Genomic DNA, 18,552 nt, shown 5'->3' with positions numbered 1-18,552 from the left:
CGGCTCGGGTTCGGTGGGGTGGATCAGTTGCCGGCGGGCCGCAGGCGCAGGCCCTGCATTCCGCCGTCGACCGCGAGTGCCGTGCCTGTGACGGAAGCGGCGGCGGGGCTGGCGAGGTAGACGATCGCGGCGGCGACCTCGTCGGCCGACACGAGTCGTCCCAGCGGCTGGCGGGCGTCCAGTGCGGCGCGTTCGGCGGCCGGGTCGTCGGCCTGGCCGAGGAGCCGGCCGATCCACGGGGTGTCCGCGGTGCCGGGGTTGACGCAGTTGACGCGGACACCTTCGCGGACGTGGTCGGCGGCCATCGCGAGGGTCAGCGAGAGCACCGCGCCCTTGCTGGCGCTGTACAGGGCGCGCTGCGGCAGCCCGGCGGTCGCCGCGATGGAACAGGTGTGGGTGATCGAGACGGCGCCGGGCCGGTCGGCCGCCGCACGCCGCAGATGGGGCAGGGCGTGCCTGGCGGTGCGGACCATGCCGAGGACATTGATGTCCAGGACCCGGGTCCACTCCTCGTCGGTGTTGTCCTCGACGGTGCCGATCGAACCGATGCCCGCGTTGGACACGACGGTGTGCAGCGAGCCCAGTTCGGCGGCTGCCCGGTCCACCGCCTCGCGCACGGCGTCGTCGTCGGTGACGTCCGCCTTGACGGCGAGGGTGCCCTCGGGGGCGCCCGCGGTCTCCCGGTCGAGCACGGCCACGCGCGCGCCGCGTTCCAGCAGCAGCGTCGCGACGGCGGCCCCGATACCGGAGGCACCGCCCGTCACCAGGGCGGACATCCCCTCGAAGTCGCTTGTGCCGGTCATCAGTTGGCCTCCTCGGGCGTGCGACGGGCCTGCCATACGGGGCCCTCCGGGTAACGGTGTGCGGCGATCGAGTCGGGGAGCATCCGGGCGGAGAAGCCCGGGGAGCTCGGGGCGACGTAGCGGCCCCCTTCGATCACGGTGGGGTCGGCGAAGTGTTCGTGGAGGTGGTCGACGTACTCGATCACGCGGTTCTCCCAGCTGCCGGAGACCGCCACGTAGTCGAACATCGACAGGTGCTGCACCAGCTCGCACAGTCCGACGCCGCCCGCGTGCGGGCAGACCGGCACGCCGAACTTGGCGGCGAGCAGCAGGATCGCCAGGTTCTCGTTGACGCCCGCGACGCGCGCCGCGTCGATCTGGACGAAGTCGACGGCGCCGGCCTGGAGCAGCTGCTTGAACACGACGCGGTTGGCGACGTGTTCACCGGTGGCGACCTTGACCGGCTGCCCGGCCCGGACGGCGGCGTGTCCGAGGATGTCGTCGGGGCTGGTCGGCTCCTCGATCCAGTGCGGGTCGAACGGTGCGAGCGCGGTCAGCCACTCCACCGCGTCGGCGACGTCCCACCGCTGGTTGGCGTCGACGGCGATCCTGATGTCCGGTCCGACGGCCTCGCGGGCCAGGGAGAGCCTGCGGACGTCGTCGCCGAGGTCTCCGCCGACCTTCAGCTTGATCTGGGTGAAGCCGTCCGCGACGGCCTCCTTCGCCAGTCGGACCAGTTTGTCGTCGGCGTAGCCGAGCCAGCCGGGCGACGTGGTGTACGCGGGGTAGCCCTCGGCACGCAGCTGTTCGGCTCGCTCGGCGCGTCCCGGTTCGGCCGTCCGGAGGATCTCGAGGGCCTCGTCCGGGGTGAGGACATCGGTGAGATAGCGGAAATCGACGAGGGAGACGAGCTCCTCCGGAGTCATTTCCGCGAGGAACTGCCAGACGGGTCTGCCCGCCTGCTTCGCGGCCAAATCCCATGCGGCGTTGACGACCGCGCCCGCCGCCATGTGCATCACGCCCTTCTCCGGGCCGAGCCAGCGCAGTTGCGAGTCGTGGGTGAGCTCGCGGTACAGCGCACCGAGATCGGCGGCGGTACGGGGCGCGGGGCGGCCAACGACGTACGGGCGCAGCGCGTCGATGGCCGCCGCCATCACCTCGTTGCCGCGCCCGATGGTGAAGCAGAAGCCATGACCCTCGATACCGGCTCCGTCGTCGTCCGAGCCGTCCGGGGCATCTGTACGCAGTACGACATAGGCGGCGGAGTAGTCGGGATCGGGGTTCATGGCGTCCGAGCCGTCCAGTTGCTCCGAGGTCGGAAAGCGGATGTCGTGGACCTCGAAGTCCGTGACGGTCTGACTCATGTGCGCCCCCAGGGGAATAACATCGGACCTCTGTTCTGGTCATCCGATGTATAGCGCCACGAAGGCGCCAACGTCCAGAGTTGAGCAGAAAATGACGGGACACAGCTCGGATGAATCCGGAGGCTGGTGCCCTGATTAGGCCGGTGATGCACCCCCTGGGGCCAGGTTCACCCGGCCGTGGACAGGGGCTGCGGCGATGGAGCCTCGACGCCGTAAGGTTGGTGCGTACGCAAGGGAACTTCGGAAGGAGGCCTGGGTGATCGAGCTCGCGGGGGTTCCCGAGCTGATCGACCCGGTCATGGTGGCCGCGTTCGAGGGGTGGAACGACGCAGGTGACGCCGCCTCCACAGCGGTCGCGCACCTGGACCGGGAGTGGAAGGGCGAGGTGTTCGCGGCGCTCGACGCCGAGGACTACTACGACTTCCAGGTCAACCGGCCGACGGTCTGGCTGGACGGCGGGGTACGCAAGATCACCTGGCCCACCACGCGGCTCTCCGTGGTCCGTATCGGCGGGGACAAGCCCCGCGATCTCGTCCTGGTCCGCGGTATCGAGCCGTCGATGCGCTGGCGCTCGTTCTGCAACGAGATCCTGGGCTTCGCCCATGAACTGGGCGTCGAGATGGTGGTGGTGCTGGGCGCGCTGCTCGGCGACACCCCGCACACCCGCCCGGTGCCGGTCAGCGGAGTCACCTCCGACCCTGATCTGGCGCGGACCATGGATCTGGAGGAGACCCGGTACGAGGGGCCGACGGGCATCGTCGGCATCCTCCAGGAGGCGTGCACGCATGCGGGTGTGCCCGCGGTGAGCCTCTGGGCGGCCGTGCCGCACTATGTGTCGCAACCGCCCAACCCGAAGGCCACCATGGCGCTGCTGAACCGCCTGGAGGACCTGCTCGGACTGCGCATCCCGCTGGGCGAGCTGCCCGAGGACGCGCGGGCCTGGCAGCTCGGGGTCGATCAACTGGCCGCCGAGGACAGCGAAGTGGCGGAGTACGTGCAGACGCTCGAGGAGGCCCGGGACACCGCGGAGCTTCCCGAGGCGACGGGCGAAGCCATCGCCCGGGAGTTCGAGCGGTATCTGCGACGCCGGGACATCGGCCCGGGCTCCGGACCGGGCCAGGCGCCGGGCGGGCATGCGACGGAGAGCGGCGACGCCTCGTATCTGCGCGACACGTCGAGCGGCCGCACCAGGCCGCCGAAGCCGTCGCGGCCGGAGACGGGGACACCGCCGGGAACCTCTGGCGAGCCCACTCAAGAGCAACCCTCCGACGACGACAACGACTCCGAAGATTCATCGGAGGACTGACGGTGGTGCGCCGGGCGGGCACTCGCCCCGCCCGGCGCACCACTGTTGAGGGGCCCCTCAGGAGCAGCTGAAGCGCGCCGCGGCCCAGTCCCCGTGGTCACCGGTCTTGGATCCGTTGGTGTCGGTGACCTTCAGATGCACATGGCGCGCACCGGTGACGTCCACGTCGACCGGCACGGTGGCCGATGCCCCGGTCACCTTCGGTGAGGTCCACAGCACCTTGCCGTCCGCCTCGACGGAGAACGCCACTTCGCCGTAGCCGTTGATCTCGTCGTCGATCCCGGCGTCCGCGGTGAACGTGGTGCAGCGTCCGCCGAGATAGACCTCGATGTCGGAGTCGGCGTGGCTGCCGATCCCCTTCGCGTAGGTCTTCCCGGCCAGGGTGAGGGTGTGTCCGTCGGTCGCGCCCGACTCGCCGTTGCTGCGGTCGCGTTCGGCCGGCCCGTAGCCGTTGGTCGACTTCAGCCACACCATGTCGCTCGCCCAGGTGTCGGTGGTCGGCGGCTGTGGCATCACCGCGACCGCGAACCGCTGGACGGTGGTACGGGATTCGCCCGCCGCCCGGTAGCGGGCGAGCGCGGTGATCCGGGCCTCGCCGGCCGTGGCGTCCTTCGCCGGGGTGACCGCCACCTCGACCCGCCGGGTGGTGCCCGCCGGGATCCGGTCCACGGTGCTCGCCGGGGTGACCTGCCATCCCTCGGGGACGTCCAGGCCGACCGCGGCGTCCGTCACGTCGGCGCTGCCCGCGGTGACATCGACGGCCACCGTGCCCGCGACGCCCGCCCCTACCTCCTGCCCCTCCGGCGCGGAGACGACGGCCGTGGCGGCCGCGTTCTTCCCGCCGACGGCGCTGGTGTCCTCCAGCTTCACGCTGAACTCCTTGCCGGTGGAGAGCGGTGCGGTCTTGATCTTCACCACTCCGCCGCGGTCGTCCCGGTCGTACCACCAGCCCTGCTTCGCGGTCTTGTACGCGGCCGCGGAACCCAGCCGGGGCAGCTTGCCGTCGAGCTTCACCGCGCTCGGCGCGGACCCGGTGTGCACGCTGAACTCGTACGGCCGCCTGCTCTGCTTGCCGGTGAAGTCCCCCTTGCTCTCCCCGATGTTCACGGTGATGTCACCCGCGCCCCGGACGGGTGCGTCGACGTCCGCCCGCTGGGTGGCGTACCTGCCGTCGCGGTGCTGCCGGGTGACGCCGTCGTCCTCGTACAGCGTGAAGGAGGACGCGCCCTGCGGGTAGATGTCCCAGGCCAGCGAGGAGTCGGCGGTCCGGTCCTGGTACGAGCGGATGCCCGGCCACATCGGCACACTGGCTCCGGCCTTCACGAAGAGCGGCAGGGTGTCGAGCGGGGCGCTGTAGTGGTCGACGGTCGTGGGCCCCTGATAGGTGCGGCCACTCCAGTAGTCGATCCAGGTGCCCTTCGGCAGATAGATCCCGTCGCGGTGGGTGCTGTCCTGGTAGACGGGTGCGACGAGGAAGTCCTCGCCGGACATGAACTCGTACTTCGCCGCGTCCGTCGCGGCCTTCGGGTCGTCCGGGTATTCGAGGACGAGCGGGCGGACCATGCCGACGCCGGTCTTGGTCGCCTCGTGCGCGTACGAGTACTGGTACGGCAGCAGCGACTCCTTGAGCTTGAGGTAGTCGCGGTTGATGGAGGTGTAGGGCTCGCCGTAGCGGAAGGGCTGCTTGTCGCTGGCCGCCCAGCCGTCCATCGTCATCGTGGTGCCCAGGAACATCTTCCACTGGAGATCACGGGTGTACGTTTTGGCGCTGCCGCCGAAGATGCCGTCGACGTCGCCCGTCGTGTAGGCGAGTCCGGACATCGTGGCACCCGCGTAGGTCGGGATCTGCCAGCGGATGTAGTCCCAGGTGCCGTACTGGTCACCGGACCACTGGACGCCGCAGCGCTGCGCGCCCGACCAGCTCTCCGGGGCGTAGGTGAAGCCGCGGGCGTCGCTGTTGTCCTCGATGCCCTTGTACGCGTCCTTGCAGCCGTCCAGCGCGAACTTGTAGCCCGCTCCGACCCAGGCGACGTCCAGCTTGGCGACCCGCTGGCCGGCCTTGACCTGGTCGGCGATCTTGTCGATGCCGTCCTGGGTCCACAGTCCGAGCTGCATGCCGCGGTCCTGGAGACCCTTGGCGGTCTCGGCGAGGTTCTCGTGGCCGCAGCCGTAACCGTCGTTGACGAGCATCCACCCGTTGGGCATGTCGTGCTCGACGTAACCGTCGGCGACCTTCAGGGCGTCCAGGGTGTGGCGCTCGCCGCGGTTGGCATTGTGCAGGTAGCAGTCGGCGTCGCCGATCTCCATCCCGTACACGGGCGGCAGGAAGGGCTTGCCGGTGAGCTTCGTGTACTGCCCGATGACGTCCTTGGCGTCGTCGCCGGCGAAGTAGTAGGCGTCGAAGCGCTGTTCCTGCGCACTGGTGGTCACCGGGTCGGTGAACGCGTAGGTGTTGGGCGCGTAGGTGTTGCGGAAGACGCCGTACCCGGCGGAGGAGAGGTAGAACGGCACGGAATTGGGGTGACCGCCGTCGTTCCAGTTGTAGTCGACGCCGACCTCGACGGTCTTGTCGCGGTGCGAGGTGCTGCCGCGCCCGTTCTGCATGCCGGCGCCGTAGAACTGCTCGTCGGCGCCGCGGGCCAGCGTCTGGGTGGTGCGCTTCCCGTCCCAGCTGAGCCCCTTGGCCTCGGACCAGACGAGGCTGCCGTCGGCCCGGTGGAGCTCGAAGCGCAGCGGCGACTTGTAGGCGCGCAGCGTGACGCTTCCGGTCGACAGCTCGTACCGGTCGCTCCTCTCCTTCCACCGGGTGCGCGGCGGGGCGCCCTGCGGCAGGACGATGTCGTCGCCGGTCGGGTCGGAGAACGTACCGTCCGGCGCGAGTTCGATACGGAAGGTCTCGTCGGTGACGAAGCTGACCCGGGCCTCGGCGGAGCCGGCTCTGAGGCGGTAGACGGACCCGTCGGCGGAGAAACCGCTCAGATCGCCGACCGTCGTTGGCTCGGGCGCGGCAGGTTCGGCCTGTGCGCTGCCGGGTCCCGCAAACACGGCGACCAGTCCCAGCAGAGCTGCAACTGCCACCACTCTGATGCGCGTTGATGATTGCATAGAGCGCTTTTAGCGCAGCCGCAAGCATTTGACCATGGACAAAACAGGACCGGCCCCGAACTTCGTGGAGAAGTCCAAGGCCGGCCAACAGGCAGAGAAAGAAGGGTTGTTACAGCGTGTTACAGCGCGACACCCAGCAGCGCGTCGACGGTGCGCGAGACGAGGCCCGGTGCACCCTCGTCCGTACCGCCCTCGGCGTTCTGACGCTCGGCCCAGCGGTCCACGGCGGCCAGAGCGGCCGGCGCGTCCAGGTCGTCGGCGAGAGCCTCGCGGACCTCGTCGACGAGGGCGTCCGCGGAAAGTCCGTCGGGCCGGGAGACGGCGGAACGCCACCGCGCGAGCCGCTCGACGGCGTCGGCGAGCACCTGGTCGGTCCACTCCCAGTCCGACCGGTAGTGGTGCGAGAGCAGCGCCAGCCTGATCGCGGCCGGGTCCACGCCGTCGCGGCGCAGCGCCGACACGAAGACCAGGTTGCCCCGGGACTTGGACATCTTCTCGCCGTCCAGGGCGACCATGCCGGCGTGCACGTACGCCTGGGCGAACGGGTGCTCGCCGGTCAGCACCTGGGCGTGCGATGCGCCCATCTCGTGATGCGGGAAGGCGAGGTCGGACCCGCCTCCCTGGACGTCGAAGCCCATGCCGAGGTGGTCCAGCGCGATGGCCACGCACTCGATGTGCCAACCGGGCCGTCCGGCACCGAGCGAGGCGCCGTCCCAGCTCGGCTCACCCTCGCGGGCGGCCATCCAGAGCATCGGGTCGAGCGGGTTCTTCTTCCCCGGGCGCTCCGGGTCGCCCCCGCGCTCTGCGGAGAGCAGCCGCATCGCCTCGGCGTCCAGGTTGGACACCTCGCCGAAGTGCGGGTCGGTCTCGACGGAGAAGTACACGTCACCGTCGAGTTCGTAGGCGGCACCGGCGTCCCGGAGCCGTTCGACGAGCGGGACGATGCCGGGTATCGCCTCCACCGCGCCGATGTAGTGCTTCGGCGGAAGCATGCGCAGGGCGGTCATGTCCTCGCGGAAGAGGGCCGTCTCGCGCTCGGCGAGCTCGGTCCAGTCCTGACCGTCGCGCACGGCCCGCTCCAGCAGCGGATCGTCCACGTCGGTCACATTCTGGACATAGTGAACCTGCCGCTTGGTGTCGAGCCACACGCGCTGAACGAGGTCGAACGCGTTGTAGGTCGCCGCATGACCCATGTGGGTCGCGTCGTACGGCGTGATGCCGCAGACGTAGATGCGGGCGACGGGACCGGGGTCAACAGTGATCCGTCCGCCGGTCGCGGTGTCGTGGATCCGAAGGTCGCGGCCCTTGCCAGGCAGGGCGGGGACCTCAGAAGCGGGCCAGGCATGCATGTCATGAGCGTAACCGGACGTTGCTTCCGGATACGAACCGGATACGGGATCCTGGCCTGAGCGACGGTCTTGCGCTTGCTCGGTGCCCGCTCCCCGCCGCGCCGATTCCCGAAGCCGTGGCTCCGCCCCGGCCCCCGGCCCCTCCCCGCCGCCGGACGGGCCCTGCGAGGCCCACAGGCCCCCTCAGGCGGCGTAACGGCGTCAGGACGTGCTCGACACCGGCGGGGCTCAAGGATGTTCTCCGGAGCCGGACTGGCTCGATTGTCGGCCACCCACCGTCGGGAAGGCTCCGCCCCGGGCCTTCGCGAGCGAGATCCGGGGCGGGGCCCCGGAAAACCAGCCCCTCCGGCGTTCAGGCAGGAGCGGGCAGGGGAAACGATCCCCGGCCCGTCACACCGGTGGCCAGGGGATCGCCGGCCACCCGCCGCTCGGCGCCGGGTGCCGCCCCGTCATCCGCAGCGCCTCCACCCGCCCCCGCAACGCATCGATCTCCGCTGCGGTGATCAGCTCCGCCAGTCGCGTGACCAGCGCCCTCCCCGGGGCCAGCTCTTCCGCCAGCCGGTCCAGCACATCGACGGCCTCGGCCGTCAGCGGTTCCCCCGCCCACCCCCACAGCAGCGTCCGCAGCTTGTCGTCCGCGTTGAACGTCACACCGTGGTCGATGCCGTACAGCCGGCCGTCCGGCGTCGGCAGCAGGTGCCCGCCCTTCCGGTCGGCGTTGTTGATCACCGCGTCGAGGACCGCCAGCCGCCGCAGCCGCGGATCGTCCGCGTGCACCAGCAGCGCCGTCCTCCCCTCGCCGACCTCGGCCTGGGCAACGGCCTTCCACCCGTCCCCCGGCTCCTCGTCCTCGACGAGCGCCAGCAACGGAGGCTCACCGTCCGCGGATGACTCCGAGGGCGCCTCGATCCACAGCTGGCACATCCCCTCCCCGTACGGCCCGTCCCGCAGCACGGTCGGCGGCACCAGCCCCCACCCCGTCACCTCGGAGATCTCGTACGCGGCGACCTCACGCCCGGCGAGCGTGCCGTCGGGGAAGTCCCACAGCGGCTGTTCCCCGGCGACGGGCTTGTATACGCAGGTGCGCTCCTCGCCCTCGTACGCGACCGTGCAGTAGAGCACCGCATTGGACGCGTCACGGACCTGCCCGCGGACGGTGAGCTGCCCCTCGGTGAGCAGAGTGATCAGCCGGGTGTCCGTCAGGCTCCCCGTCGGTATCCGTTCTGGCGCGGGCATACGTGTCCTTCCGGGTCGAGCGGCAGGCTGCACAGCGGGCAAGGCGGACGGCCGGCGTTCACGACGTCCAGGGCGCGCTTGGCGAACGCTCGCGCCTGCGCGCCGCTGAGCCGGACCCGGAGCATCGGCGGGCCGTTCTCCTCGTCCTGCAGCATCCGCTCCTCGGCCTCCGCGAGATCGTCGTCGGAGTCCGCGTCCAGCTCGACCAGGGCCTGCGCCTCGACAATCATGCGCTGTTCCTCGCCGTCCCAGGCGAGAGCCATGGTCCCGACCCGGAACTCCTCCTCGACGGGCACGTCGAGCGGAGCGGTGTCGGTGACGTCCATCGGGGCCACTGCGGGCACCGGCGAGTTCCCACCGGTCCTCCGCACAACCTCGTCGAGCAGTTCGTCGATCCGCTCGGCGAGCGCGGCGACCTGGGTCTTCTCCAGGGCCACGCTGGTGACACGTCCGCCTGAGGAAGCCTGCAGGAAGAACGTACGGCGTCCAGGCAGCCCGACCGTACCGGCCACGAAACGGTCCGGGGGGTCGTAGAGGAACACCTGACGGGACACGTCCTGTCTCCCTTGAGAATTGACGGCAAATGAGGGGCGGCCGGGTTCCGGGAGAGTCCCGGAGGAAGGGCGCCTACGGCGCGTCCACCCTACTGCGCGGAGCGATCACGGCGCCCCAGCGCCGCCGCCGACCACCGCATCCGTATCTGCTTCCGTATCCGTGGCCGCGCCGGCGCTCTCCTCGCGCGGCTCCAGCGACGCGAAGTCCCCGGTGTCGCCGAGCCGCAGTAGGAAGGGCCGAAGCCGCGTGTAGCGGATCGCGGTGACCGAGCAGGGTTCGGCCTGGATCCGCTGGAAGAGGTCGAGATGCATCCCGAGCGCATCGGCGACGACGGACTTGATGATGTCGCCGTGCGAGCACATCACGTACACCGCGCCGTCGCCGTGCTCGGCCTCGATCCGGGCGTTCCACTCCCGGACGGCATCGACGGCGCGCGCCTGCATCGCCCGCATCGACTCACCGCCGGGAAAGGCCACGGCCGAGGGATGCTGCTGCACGACGGACATCAGCGGCTCGTCGGAGAGTTCCGCGAGTTTGCGCCCCGCCCAGTCGCCGTAGTCGCATTCGCTGATCCGCTCCTCGGTGTGCAGCGGCAGCCCCGGCCGGGCGTCGAGCAGCGGCTGCAGAGTCTCCCGGCAGCGCTGCAGCGGGCTGCTGACGGCGGCGGCGAGAGGCAGGGAGGCGAGCCGCCCGGGGAGAGCGGCGGCCTGCGCGAGGCCGCGCTCGTCGAGCGCGACACCGGGGGTCCGGCCGGCGAGCACCCCGGCCGTGTTGGCGGTGGAGCGTCCGTGGCGTACGAGGATCAGGGTGGGCATACGGGCCAGCGTAGGCCGATGTCCCTCAGGAGGTGCGTCGGGGACCGGAGCAAGGAAGAATGCGCGCCGTGATTGTGGACTGCGCGATTTATCGGGATGGGCGTCGTACCGACGGACCTGCCGACTTCTCCGATGCCCTCGACGAGGCACGGGCCACCGGGGACGCGTTTCTCTGGATCGGGCTGCACGAGCCCACGGAGAAGGAGTTCGACCTCGTCAGCAGCGAGTTCGGGCTGCACCCACTGGCCGTGGAGGACGCGCTGAGCGCGCACCAGCGGCCGAAGCTGGAGGTGTACGACGACTCCCTCTTCGTGGTCATCAAGCCGGTGGTGTACGAACCCGAGGGCGACACCGTCACCACCGACGAGCTGATGATCTTCATAGGCGACTCGTTCGTCGTGACGGTCCGGCACGGGGAGGGCGCGCCGCTCGCCGAGGTGCGCCGCCGGCTGGAGGCCGATCCCGAGGTGCTCAAGCACGGCCCCACCGCGGTCCTGTACGCGGTCAGCGACGCCGTCGTGGACCACTACATCGATGTGGCCGCAGAACTCCAGGTCGACCTGGAGGAACTGGAGACCGAGGTGTTCGCACCGAGCAGCACCGTGGACACCAAGAACACCGCATCGCGCATCTACACCTTCAAGCGGCAGGTGCTGGAGTTCCGCCGGGCCAGCGGCCCGCTGAGCGCGCCCATGGTCCGGCTGGCGGGCGCCACTGTGCCCTTCGTCAATGAGCACTCGCAGCCGTTCTTCCGGGACGTGAGCGACCATCTGACACGCGCCAACGAGCACGTGGAGGGGCTGGACCGGCTGCTCTCCGACATCCTCTCGGCGCATCTGGCGCAGACGGGGCTGCGGCAGAACGACGACATGCGGAAGATCTCGGCGTGGGCGGCCATGGCGGCCGTACCGACGATGGTGGCGGGGATCTACGGCATGAACTTCGAGCACATGCCGGAGCTGCACTGGGTGTGGACCTACCCGACGGTGATCGGGCTGATGGGCTGCGCGGTCTTCGGCCTGTACCGCATGTTCAAGCGCCGCGGCTGGCTCTGAGGCCAGGCTGCCCGCCGAAGGCGCGGCTCGGAGTGCCCGGCAGTAGGCGTCGCGGGGCCGGGGCACGCACCTCGCGGCGTTGTCGTCGATCACCAACTCCCCCATGGCCCTGAAGGGGCATGGGGGACCCCCTTCGCGTCGGCTCGATCCTCCGCCTTGCGATGCACGCACCCCAGCCCCGCTCCTTCACCCGCGCTGCCTGCTGCCGGGCACTCTCAGGCGTACTCGGGCGCCGGTACCGCCGGGCCGCCCAGCGCGTCGCGCCGCTCGGGCAGTTCCAGGCTGACCATGCGCCGCCAGCCGACGAGCCGTTCGTACGCGTAGACGCCGTGGATCCCCGCGGCGAGCATCGCCGCCCTGGCCCTGGGCCAGCCCAGGATGCGGCCCATGTGAGCCATCACGGCGAGGCTGACATCGCGGTACACCCGGATCTCGGCAAGGGCGCACTCGCGCAGGATGCGCTGGATCGTCCGGCCGTGTCCGGCGCGGGCGAGGCGGAGCAGCTCCTCATGGCAGTACGCCAGGTGGTTGTCCTCGTCGTTCGAGATCATCTTCACCGCGCGGCCCACGTCGGGGTGGTCGGCGAAATACTTGTGAAGCGTTTTCATCTGCTCGGAGGCGCGCTGCTCGGTGACCCGGCTGTGCGCCAGATACGTGACGATGTCGAGCTCGGAGAGCGGCTCGTCGCGTTTCAGCTGCTCGTGGGCGAGGCCGACGCCGTGCTTCTCCAGCAGCATCGTGTAGTCCGTCTCGTAAGGCACCCCGGCCGGCCGCATCCCGCGCTTCTTCAGCAGGGCGTGGAAGATCCGGCCGTGCTTGTCCTCGTCGGCGCCGTGCCGGACGATCTTGGGAACGAGGGCGCGCTGGCTCTCGGGGGCCAGGGCCGCGATACGGCCGTTCTCCCAGCCGCCCTGCATCTCGCCACCTGCGGCGATCGAACAGAAGAGCCGGAACGACTCGTCGTTGTCGAGAATCTCCTGGAACAGGTTCTTTACCGAGAGCATCGCTGGTGCCTCCGTACCGGTGTCCGCAGAAGGAAAGTCAAATGCGGTACGGGCTGGTGGGCAACAGGAGGCATGCCCGGCAGGACCGAACGGGTGCCGCGTAACCGATGGGGGTCGCGCGCGTTGTGCTGCGTAACGGCCGTGGCGGGGTGGACCCCCGAGCCCCCACCACGGCCGTAGTGCTGCCCGCGGGCGGTTACGCCAGGCCTGACCGCTCCAGGGCGTCCGTACCGGCGCGCAGCGCGGCGATCCGCTCCTCGCGTGTGAAACCGGCGGGTGCAAGGGTCAGCGTCGTGACACCGGCGGCGGCGTAGGCCTGCATACGTTCCGCGATGCGCTCGACCGAACCGAGCAGCGTGGTCTGGTCGATCAGCTGGTGCGGTACGGCGGCCGCGGCGCCGGTCTTGTCACCGGACAGGTACTTGTCCTGGATCTCGGCGGCTTCCTTCTCGTACCCCATGCGCTGGGCGAGCTGGTTGTAGAAATTCTGCTTGCGGCTGCCCATGCCGCCGACGTACAGCGCGGTGTAGGGGCGGAACATGTCGGCGAGTCCGTTGATGTCGTCGCCGATGGCGAGCGGCAGCGTCGGGCAGACGTCGAAGCCGTCCATGGTCTTCCCGGCCTTCTCGCGGCCCGCCCGCAGGTGCTTCACCGCGGTGTCCTCGAGATGGTCGGCGGACGGGAAGATCAGCAGCGCGCCGTCGGCGATCTCACCGGTCTGCTCCAGGTTCTTCGGGCCGATCGCGGCGATGTAGAGCGGAATGTGCTCGCGCTGCGGGTGGACGGTGAGCTTGATGGGCTTGCCGGGGCCGTCCGGCAGCGGGAGCGTCCAGTGCTCGCCCTCGTACGAGAGCCGCTCGCGGGACATCGCCCGGCGGACGATCTCGACGTACTCCCGGGTGCGGGCCAGCGGCTTGTCGAACTTGACGCCGTACCATCCCTCGGAGACCTGCGGTCCCGACACACCGAGACCGAGACGGAACCGGCCACCGGAGAGCGAGTCGAGGGTGGCGGCGGTCATCGCCGTCATGGCGGGCTGGCGCGCCGGGATCTGCATGATCGCGGAGCCGACGTCGATGGACTCGGTCTGGGCGGCGACCCAGGTGAGCACGGTCGGGGCGTCGGAGCCGTACGCCTCGGCCGCCCAGCAGACGTCGTAGCCGAGCCGGTCGGCCTCCTGGGCGACAGCGAGGTTGTCGCCGTCCATTCCCGCGCCCCAGTAACCGAGATTGATGCCGAGCCGCATAGCCGCTCCCCTTACTGATCAGTAACGTCTCTGTGGTCCGGACTCTAGCGCGCACCACCCGGATCCGGCAGGGGCGACTTGACCCCTCGTTGTCCACAGGCTTCCTCCCCGTGGGGCTCTGGCCAGTAATCTCAGCGCCCATGGAGCAGAGGCATCTCGGCCGCACCGGCCTTCGAGTGTCCCGGATCGGGCTCGGCACCCTCACCTGGGGCCGGGACACCGACGAGCACGACGCTGCCGAACAGCTGAAGGCCTTCTGGGAGGCGGGCGGCACGCTGGTCGACACGGCCGATGTATACGGCGGCGGGGAGGCCGAATATCTGCTGGGGCAGCTCGTCGAGGGTCTGGTGCCGCGGCGCGATCTGGTCATCGCGACGAAGGCGGGCAGCGTGGCCGACCCGTACCGCCGCTTCGACGGCTCGCGCGGTCATCTGCTGGCGGCACTGGACGCCTCGCTCGAACGGCTCGGTACGGACTATGTGGATCTGTGGCAGCTCCACGCCTTCGACCCGGTGACTCCGCTGGAGGAGACTCTTCAGGCGCTGGAGCTGGCGGTGTCCACCGGGCGCGCACGGTACGCGGGGGTGTCGAACTTCTGCGGCTGGCAGCTTGCCAAGGCGGCGACCTGGCAGCTTGCCTCGCCCGGGGCGCGCATCCGGCTGGCCAGTACGCAGATGGAGTACTCACTGCTGCAGCGGGGCGTGGAGCGCGAGGTGCTGCCGGCCGCACTCGATCTGGGCGTGGGGCTGCTGCCGTCATCGCCCCTGGGCCGCGGGGTGCTGACCGGCAAGTACCGCACGGGCACCCCGGCCGATTCGCGCGGCGCCTCAGAACTGCTCGCGCCGTTCGTCGAACCGTATCTCGACGACCCGGCGAGCCGCATCGTGGACGCGGTGGCGACGGCGGCCGACGGGCTGGCCACGACGGCGCTGCAGGTGGCCCTCGCCTGGGTGCGGGACCGTCCCGGAGTGGTGGCCCCGATCGTCGGCGCGCGCAACGCGCAGCAGCTCACGGAGGCGTTGTCAGTGGAGGCGCTTAGTCTTCCTGACGAGATCTGCCAGGCGCTCGACGATGTGTCGGCGCCCGTGCACCGCTATCCCGACCAGGACTGGAGCACGCTGTGACTGCGCTTCCCCGGGGGGAATCCCCCGGCCCCTCGGCCGCCGCCGACGACACCGACGTCGTCGGCTCCGCTGCCGCCGTACCCGCCCCGTCCGCCGAGGACGTGGGGGCCGACGAGAGCGAGGCGGAGGAGACGGACGGGACAGCGCAGTCGGCTGCCCCGGAGGGAGCCGACGAGACGGATGCGGCCGCGACGGATGCCGACACGGCGCCCGCTGCCGCAGTGCTCTCGGAGGCCGAGGCCGAGCTGGCCGCCCAGCGGGAGCTGCGGGAGCGGATCGAGAAGCGCAAGGCCGAGAAGGAGGGCCCGATCGCTGCGGGCGCCAAGCTGAGCGGGCAGGCGGCCGATCTGCTGGCGGCGGTGCGTGCCGTGGAGAGCGGTGAGAAGCCCGGCGCCGCGTTCTTCGACTCGCCCGCACCCGCGCCGCGCCGTACCGCGCCCGCGCCCGCGCCGGTACGCCCCCGGGAACCCGAGCCGGTGTTCGCACCGCAGGGTGCCTCTCCGGAGGCCGTCGCCGCGGTGACGGCCGTCCTGGCGGAGGGCGGGGCACCCGAGACCCTCGCGGGACCGGCGGCGGAGACGCTCGGCGCGCAGGCGGCCGACGTGCTGCGCGCGGACCCGTGGCAGCTGCTGGCCGTACCCACCGTCCGGCCCGAGCAGGCGGACGGCTTCGCGAGGGCCCTGCTGGGCGCCGCGTGCGGTCCGGACGACGAGCGGCGGACGGCGGCTCTGGTCGGCTGGCTGCTGGAGCGCGCCGCACTGCAGGGCCACACCGCGCTGGACGCGTCGGCGGTGCGTGCCGCGCTCGCCGAGCGTGCGGTGGCCGACCCGGAGACGGCCGTGCAGCACGCCGTCGCCGAGGGCGTCGTGCTGGTCTTCCAGGACGGTCCGGACGACCAGGAAGCGGACAGGGACGCAGAGCCCGGGGACGAGGCGGCGGACGGGGCCGGACAGGAGCCGGCCCAGGTGCTGCTCGGTCTCGACCGGTACGCGCTGGCCGAGGAGAGCCTCGCCGACGGTCTGGCCCGGCTGGTCAACGCCTGCGAGAAGGACGCCGACTGGTCGGAGGCGGCCGCGGCCGCCGGTTCCCCGTCGGCGGCCGAACTGATCCGTGCGGTCGCGGCCGGTGGCCTGGTCGCGCACACGGGCGGCGACGCGGCGCGGGCGGAACCCGCCGCGCTGATCGTCGCAGCCCGCGCCCTCGGGCTGCGGGCCCTCGGTGCCACCCACAGCGTGGACGGCAGACGACGGCTGGCCGAGGCGCTCGACGACCCGTCGGCGGCCGTCACCCTCGCCGGGCTGCTCTCCGGCGCGGAGGGCCCCGGCCGGGACGCGGACGGGGCGATCGCCGTCGACCTGCTGGTCGTGCAGGACGCCCCGCAACTGGACGTGGAGACCGCCGCGATTCTGGTGGAGTCCCTCCCCGACGGCGCCCGGCTGGTACTCAGCGGCGACCCAGGTGTGCTGGGCTCGGCGGGTGCGGGGCGGGTGTTCGCGGACGTCCTGGCCGCCCGCGCGTGCCCGCAGGTCGTATCCCGTACGCCGGATCCCGGTCCGATCGGCGAGTTGGTCTCCGGGATCGGAATCGGCGAGCTGAACCAGGTGGCGGCCCCCGGCAAGGAGGTGGTGATCGTCCCCGTGCAGGACGCCGGCGAGGCGGTGCACCGCACCGTGCAACTGGTCGCCGACTCGGTGCCGCGTGCGATCGGTGTCCCGTCGGCCGACACCCAGGTGATCACTGTCGGGCACGGCGGCTCGGCGGGCACCCGCGCGCTGAACGCGGCGCTCAAGCAGCGGCTCAACCCCGGTCCCGGTCGGTTCGGCGGCTTCGACCCGGGTGACCGGGTCGTACACATCCCGACCCCCGGCAGGACCGTGCCCGGGACGGTTGTATCGGCCGACGCCGAGGGACTGCATCTGGACTGTGCGGGCACGCCGGTCGTCGTACCGCAGGAGCGAGTGGAGTCGTCCGTGCGCCATGGCTGGGCCCTCAGCGCCCACCAGGCGGCCGGGATGCGCTGGCCCGCGGTCGTCGTCGTGCTGCCCGGTGACGCGGCTCAGGGGCTGAGCCGGGCCTGGGTGTACACCGCGTTCAGCCGTGGCGAGCGGCATCTCTCCGTCGTGCACGGGGTGGATCAGGCGCTTCCGCGCGCGGTGGCCCTGCCCCCGTCCCAGGACCGCACGACCCGGCTGCGCGCCCTGCTGGAGGCACAGCAGACGGTCACGTCCTAGTAGACCGTCGCAGCTAATTTTTGGGATAGAGGTGGCGCAGTTTGATGCGTGCGTCGTGGGTGGTGAACTGCCAGTTCACCTGACGTTGGTCGGTGTTGGTGGCGTTCTGCCAGGCTGAGAGTTCGGTGTTGAGGTTGTCGAGGTTGCTGATCCGGCGGTCGAGGCATTGCCGGGTCAGCGCGGAGAGTTCGATCTCGGCGATGTTGAGCCATGACCCGTGCTTGGGTGTGTGGTGGATCTCGAGGCGTTGGGCCAGGGCGAAGGCCTCTTCTGGTTCGAATGCCTCGTACAGTGAGGCGATGCCGTGGGTGTTGAGGTTGTCCATCACCAGCACCACGGCCTTGGCGTCGGGGTAGTCCACGCTCAGTAACTGTTTGACCTGGCCGGCCCAGTCGATCCGGGTCCGCTGGGACAGTGCCTGGACTCGACGCCATCCGCGCAGGGGTTCGGCCCACACGAAGATTGAGCACGTGCCGCGGCGGATGTACTCGCTGTCCTGGCAGGCGTCGTGACCAGGGCGGGCCGGGAGCGGGTCGCGGGCATGGTCGAGGAGTTGGTAGGGCTTCTCGTCCATGCACACCACGGGACGTGCCGGATCGTAGGGCCGGGCATAGACGGCCAGCACGTCTTCCATCCGGGCCGCGAACTCCGCGTTCGCTCGTGGTGGGATGGTCCAGCACTTTCTCAGGTGAGGACGCAGTTCCGTTTTTAAGACCCGCCCGATGGTGGAGTGGTCCAGGTCGGGGATGTCCTCGACCAGCGCGACGTGCTTCTCCAGCAGCCGCAGGGACCACCGGGTATAGCCCTGGGGTGGTTGTGAGCACGCCATCGCGATCAGCCGGGCTTCGACCTCGCCGGTCACCGGCGAGGGCACCGGTGGGAGGTCGCGCTTCTTCCGCGCGATCGTGGCGTGCACATCGCCACCGGTCTCGGTGAAACGCTTGGCGACCAGCCGCAACGTCTCACCGGAGACGCCGAGCCGGGCCGCGATCACCTCCTTGGTGTCCACCTCGCCCGCCGAGCTGTCCAGCGCAAGCAGCACCCGCGCACGCATGATCATCGAGGCCCCACGAACACCTGTCGTGGTCACCCGGACCAGATCCTCACGATCCTGCGCGGTCAAACTGACCGGCCGCTTCTTCTGCGAACCCATGACGACAGTCCTGTCTGGCAAAAGGGAAGGAACCCACCAGACGACAGCCTCCCAACCAGACATGCCATAACTAAGCAGCGACACGCTACTAGTGCCCCTCCCGGCAAGCTTTGCCCAGTCGCGGCACTGGGTTCGGCCGTCGGACTGCCGTCGTCGCCCGAAGGGCGGCCGCGCGGCGTCCGATGCGTCGCCGGTGCCCCGGGCGGGGCACCGGCGACGACCGTTTG

The 18,552-nt window shown here is 70.6% G+C and carries 14 protein-coding genes; 4 read left to right on the top strand and 10 right to left on the bottom strand.

The genetic code is table 11. The features are described from left to right. Positions 1–23 precede the first annotated feature (23 nt). Both OG395_RS39965 and OG395_RS39960 read right to left on the bottom strand, forming a co-directional pair. The gene (locus tag OG395_RS39965) at positions 24–803 is read right to left on the bottom strand and encodes an SDR family NAD(P)-dependent oxidoreductase (protein ID WP_327247286.1); all 780 of its coding nucleotides are present in this window, start codon (positions 801–803) and stop codon (positions 24–26) included. Continuing rightward, the gene (locus OG395_RS39960) at positions 803–2,146 is read right to left on the bottom strand and encodes an L-fuconate dehydratase (RefSeq protein ID WP_327247285.1); all 1,344 of its coding nucleotides are present in this window, start codon (positions 2,144–2,146) and stop codon (positions 803–805) included. The genes OG395_RS39965 and OG395_RS39960 overlap by 1 nt, the downstream gene beginning before the upstream one ends. Before the next feature lie 256 nt (positions 2,147–2,402). On the opposite strand from OG395_RS39960, the gene OG395_RS39955 reads away from it, so the two are divergent. Then, positions 2,403–3,452, top strand: coding sequence for a PAC2 family protein (locus tag OG395_RS39955; RefSeq protein WP_266987590.1), 1,050 nt, complete (start codon positions 2,403–2,405; stop codon positions 3,450–3,452). Positions 3,453–3,509: 57 nt separating this feature from the next. Here the strand turns inward: OG395_RS39955 and OG395_RS39950 are convergent, their stop codons facing one another. The 5 genes from OG395_RS39950 to OG395_RS39930 all read right to left on the bottom strand — a co-directional run bounded on the left by OG395_RS39950 (position 3,510) and on the right by OG395_RS39930 (position 10,512). Then, the gene (locus tag OG395_RS39950; RefSeq protein WP_327247284.1) at positions 3,510–6,557 is read right to left on the bottom strand and encodes an NPCBM/NEW2 domain-containing protein; all 3,048 of its coding nucleotides are present in this window, start codon (positions 6,555–6,557) and stop codon (positions 3,510–3,512) included. A 119-nt stretch (positions 6,558–6,676) separates the two neighbouring features. After that, the gene (gene mshC / locus OG395_RS39945) at positions 6,677–7,906 is read right to left on the bottom strand and encodes a cysteine--1-D-myo-inosityl 2-amino-2-deoxy-alpha-D-glucopyranoside ligase (protein ID WP_327247283.1); all 1,230 of its coding nucleotides are present in this window, start codon (positions 7,904–7,906) and stop codon (positions 6,677–6,679) included. A gap of 390 nt (positions 7,907–8,296) precedes the next feature. After that, a complete protein-coding gene (locus OG395_RS39940; RefSeq protein WP_327247282.1) occupies positions 8,297–9,142 on the bottom strand; it encodes an SCO1664 family protein in 846 nt (281 codons plus the stop codon). Then, entirely contained in the window at positions 9,106–9,696 is a 591-nt protein-coding gene (locus OG395_RS39935; protein ID WP_030918365.1) for a DUF3090 domain-containing protein, read from the bottom strand. Before OG395_RS39935 ends, OG395_RS39940 begins: the two co-directional genes overlap by 37 nt. 105 nt (positions 9,697–9,801) lie before the next feature. Next, positions 9,802–10,512 carry a histidine phosphatase family protein gene (locus tag OG395_RS39930; RefSeq protein ID WP_327247281.1) on the bottom strand — a complete coding sequence of 237 codons (711 nt, stop codon included), beginning with the start codon at positions 10,510–10,512 and terminating at the stop codon, positions 9,802–9,804. Between the two features lie 59 nt (positions 10,513–10,571). On the opposite strand from OG395_RS39930, the gene corA reads away from it, so the two are divergent. Next, on the top strand, positions 10,572–11,567 hold the full coding sequence (gene corA / locus OG395_RS39925; RefSeq protein ID WP_327247280.1) for a magnesium/cobalt transporter CorA: 996 nt from the start codon (positions 10,572–10,574) through the stop codon (positions 11,565–11,567). Between the two features lie 215 nt (positions 11,568–11,782). Here corA and OG395_RS39920 read toward each other — a convergent pair whose 3' ends face one another. Further along, positions 11,783–12,571: a ferritin-like domain-containing protein gene (locus tag OG395_RS39920; protein ID WP_327247279.1), complete on the bottom strand. Its 789-nt coding sequence runs from the start codon at positions 12,569–12,571 to the stop codon at positions 11,783–11,785. 196 nt (positions 12,572–12,767) lie between these two features. Then, complete coding sequence (locus OG395_RS39915) at positions 12,768–13,817, bottom strand: LLM class F420-dependent oxidoreductase (RefSeq protein ID WP_327247278.1); 1,050 nt, start codon at positions 13,815–13,817, stop codon at positions 12,768–12,770. 140 nt (positions 13,818–13,957) lie between these two features. On the opposite strand from OG395_RS39915, the gene OG395_RS39910 reads away from it, so the two are divergent. Both OG395_RS39910 and OG395_RS39905 read left to right on the top strand, forming a co-directional pair. Continuing rightward, a complete protein-coding gene (locus OG395_RS39910; protein ID WP_327247277.1) occupies positions 13,958–14,941 on the top strand; it encodes an aldo/keto reductase in 984 nt (327 codons plus the stop codon). After that, the gene (locus tag OG395_RS39905; protein ID WP_327247276.1) at positions 14,938–17,172 is read left to right on the top strand and encodes an ATP-dependent DNA helicase; all 2,235 of its coding nucleotides are present in this window, start codon (positions 14,938–14,940) and stop codon (positions 17,170–17,172) included. The genes OG395_RS39910 and OG395_RS39905 overlap by 4 nt, the downstream gene beginning before the upstream one ends. Before the next feature lie 13 nt (positions 17,173–17,185). On the opposite strand, the gene OG395_RS39900 is transcribed toward OG395_RS39905, so the two are convergent. Next, positions 17,186–18,325, bottom strand: a complete 1,140-nt coding sequence (locus OG395_RS39900) for an IS630 family transposase (RefSeq protein WP_327247275.1) — start codon at positions 18,323–18,325, stop codon at positions 17,186–17,188. Positions 18,326–18,552: the final 227 nt, after the last annotated feature.

The organism is Streptomyces sp. NBC_01320 (assembly GCF_035974375.1).
Classification (GTDB): Bacteria; Actinomycetota; Actinomycetes; order Streptomycetales; family Streptomycetaceae; genus Streptomyces; species Streptomyces yanii.
This window is presented reverse-complemented; position numbering and strand designations above follow the sequence as displayed.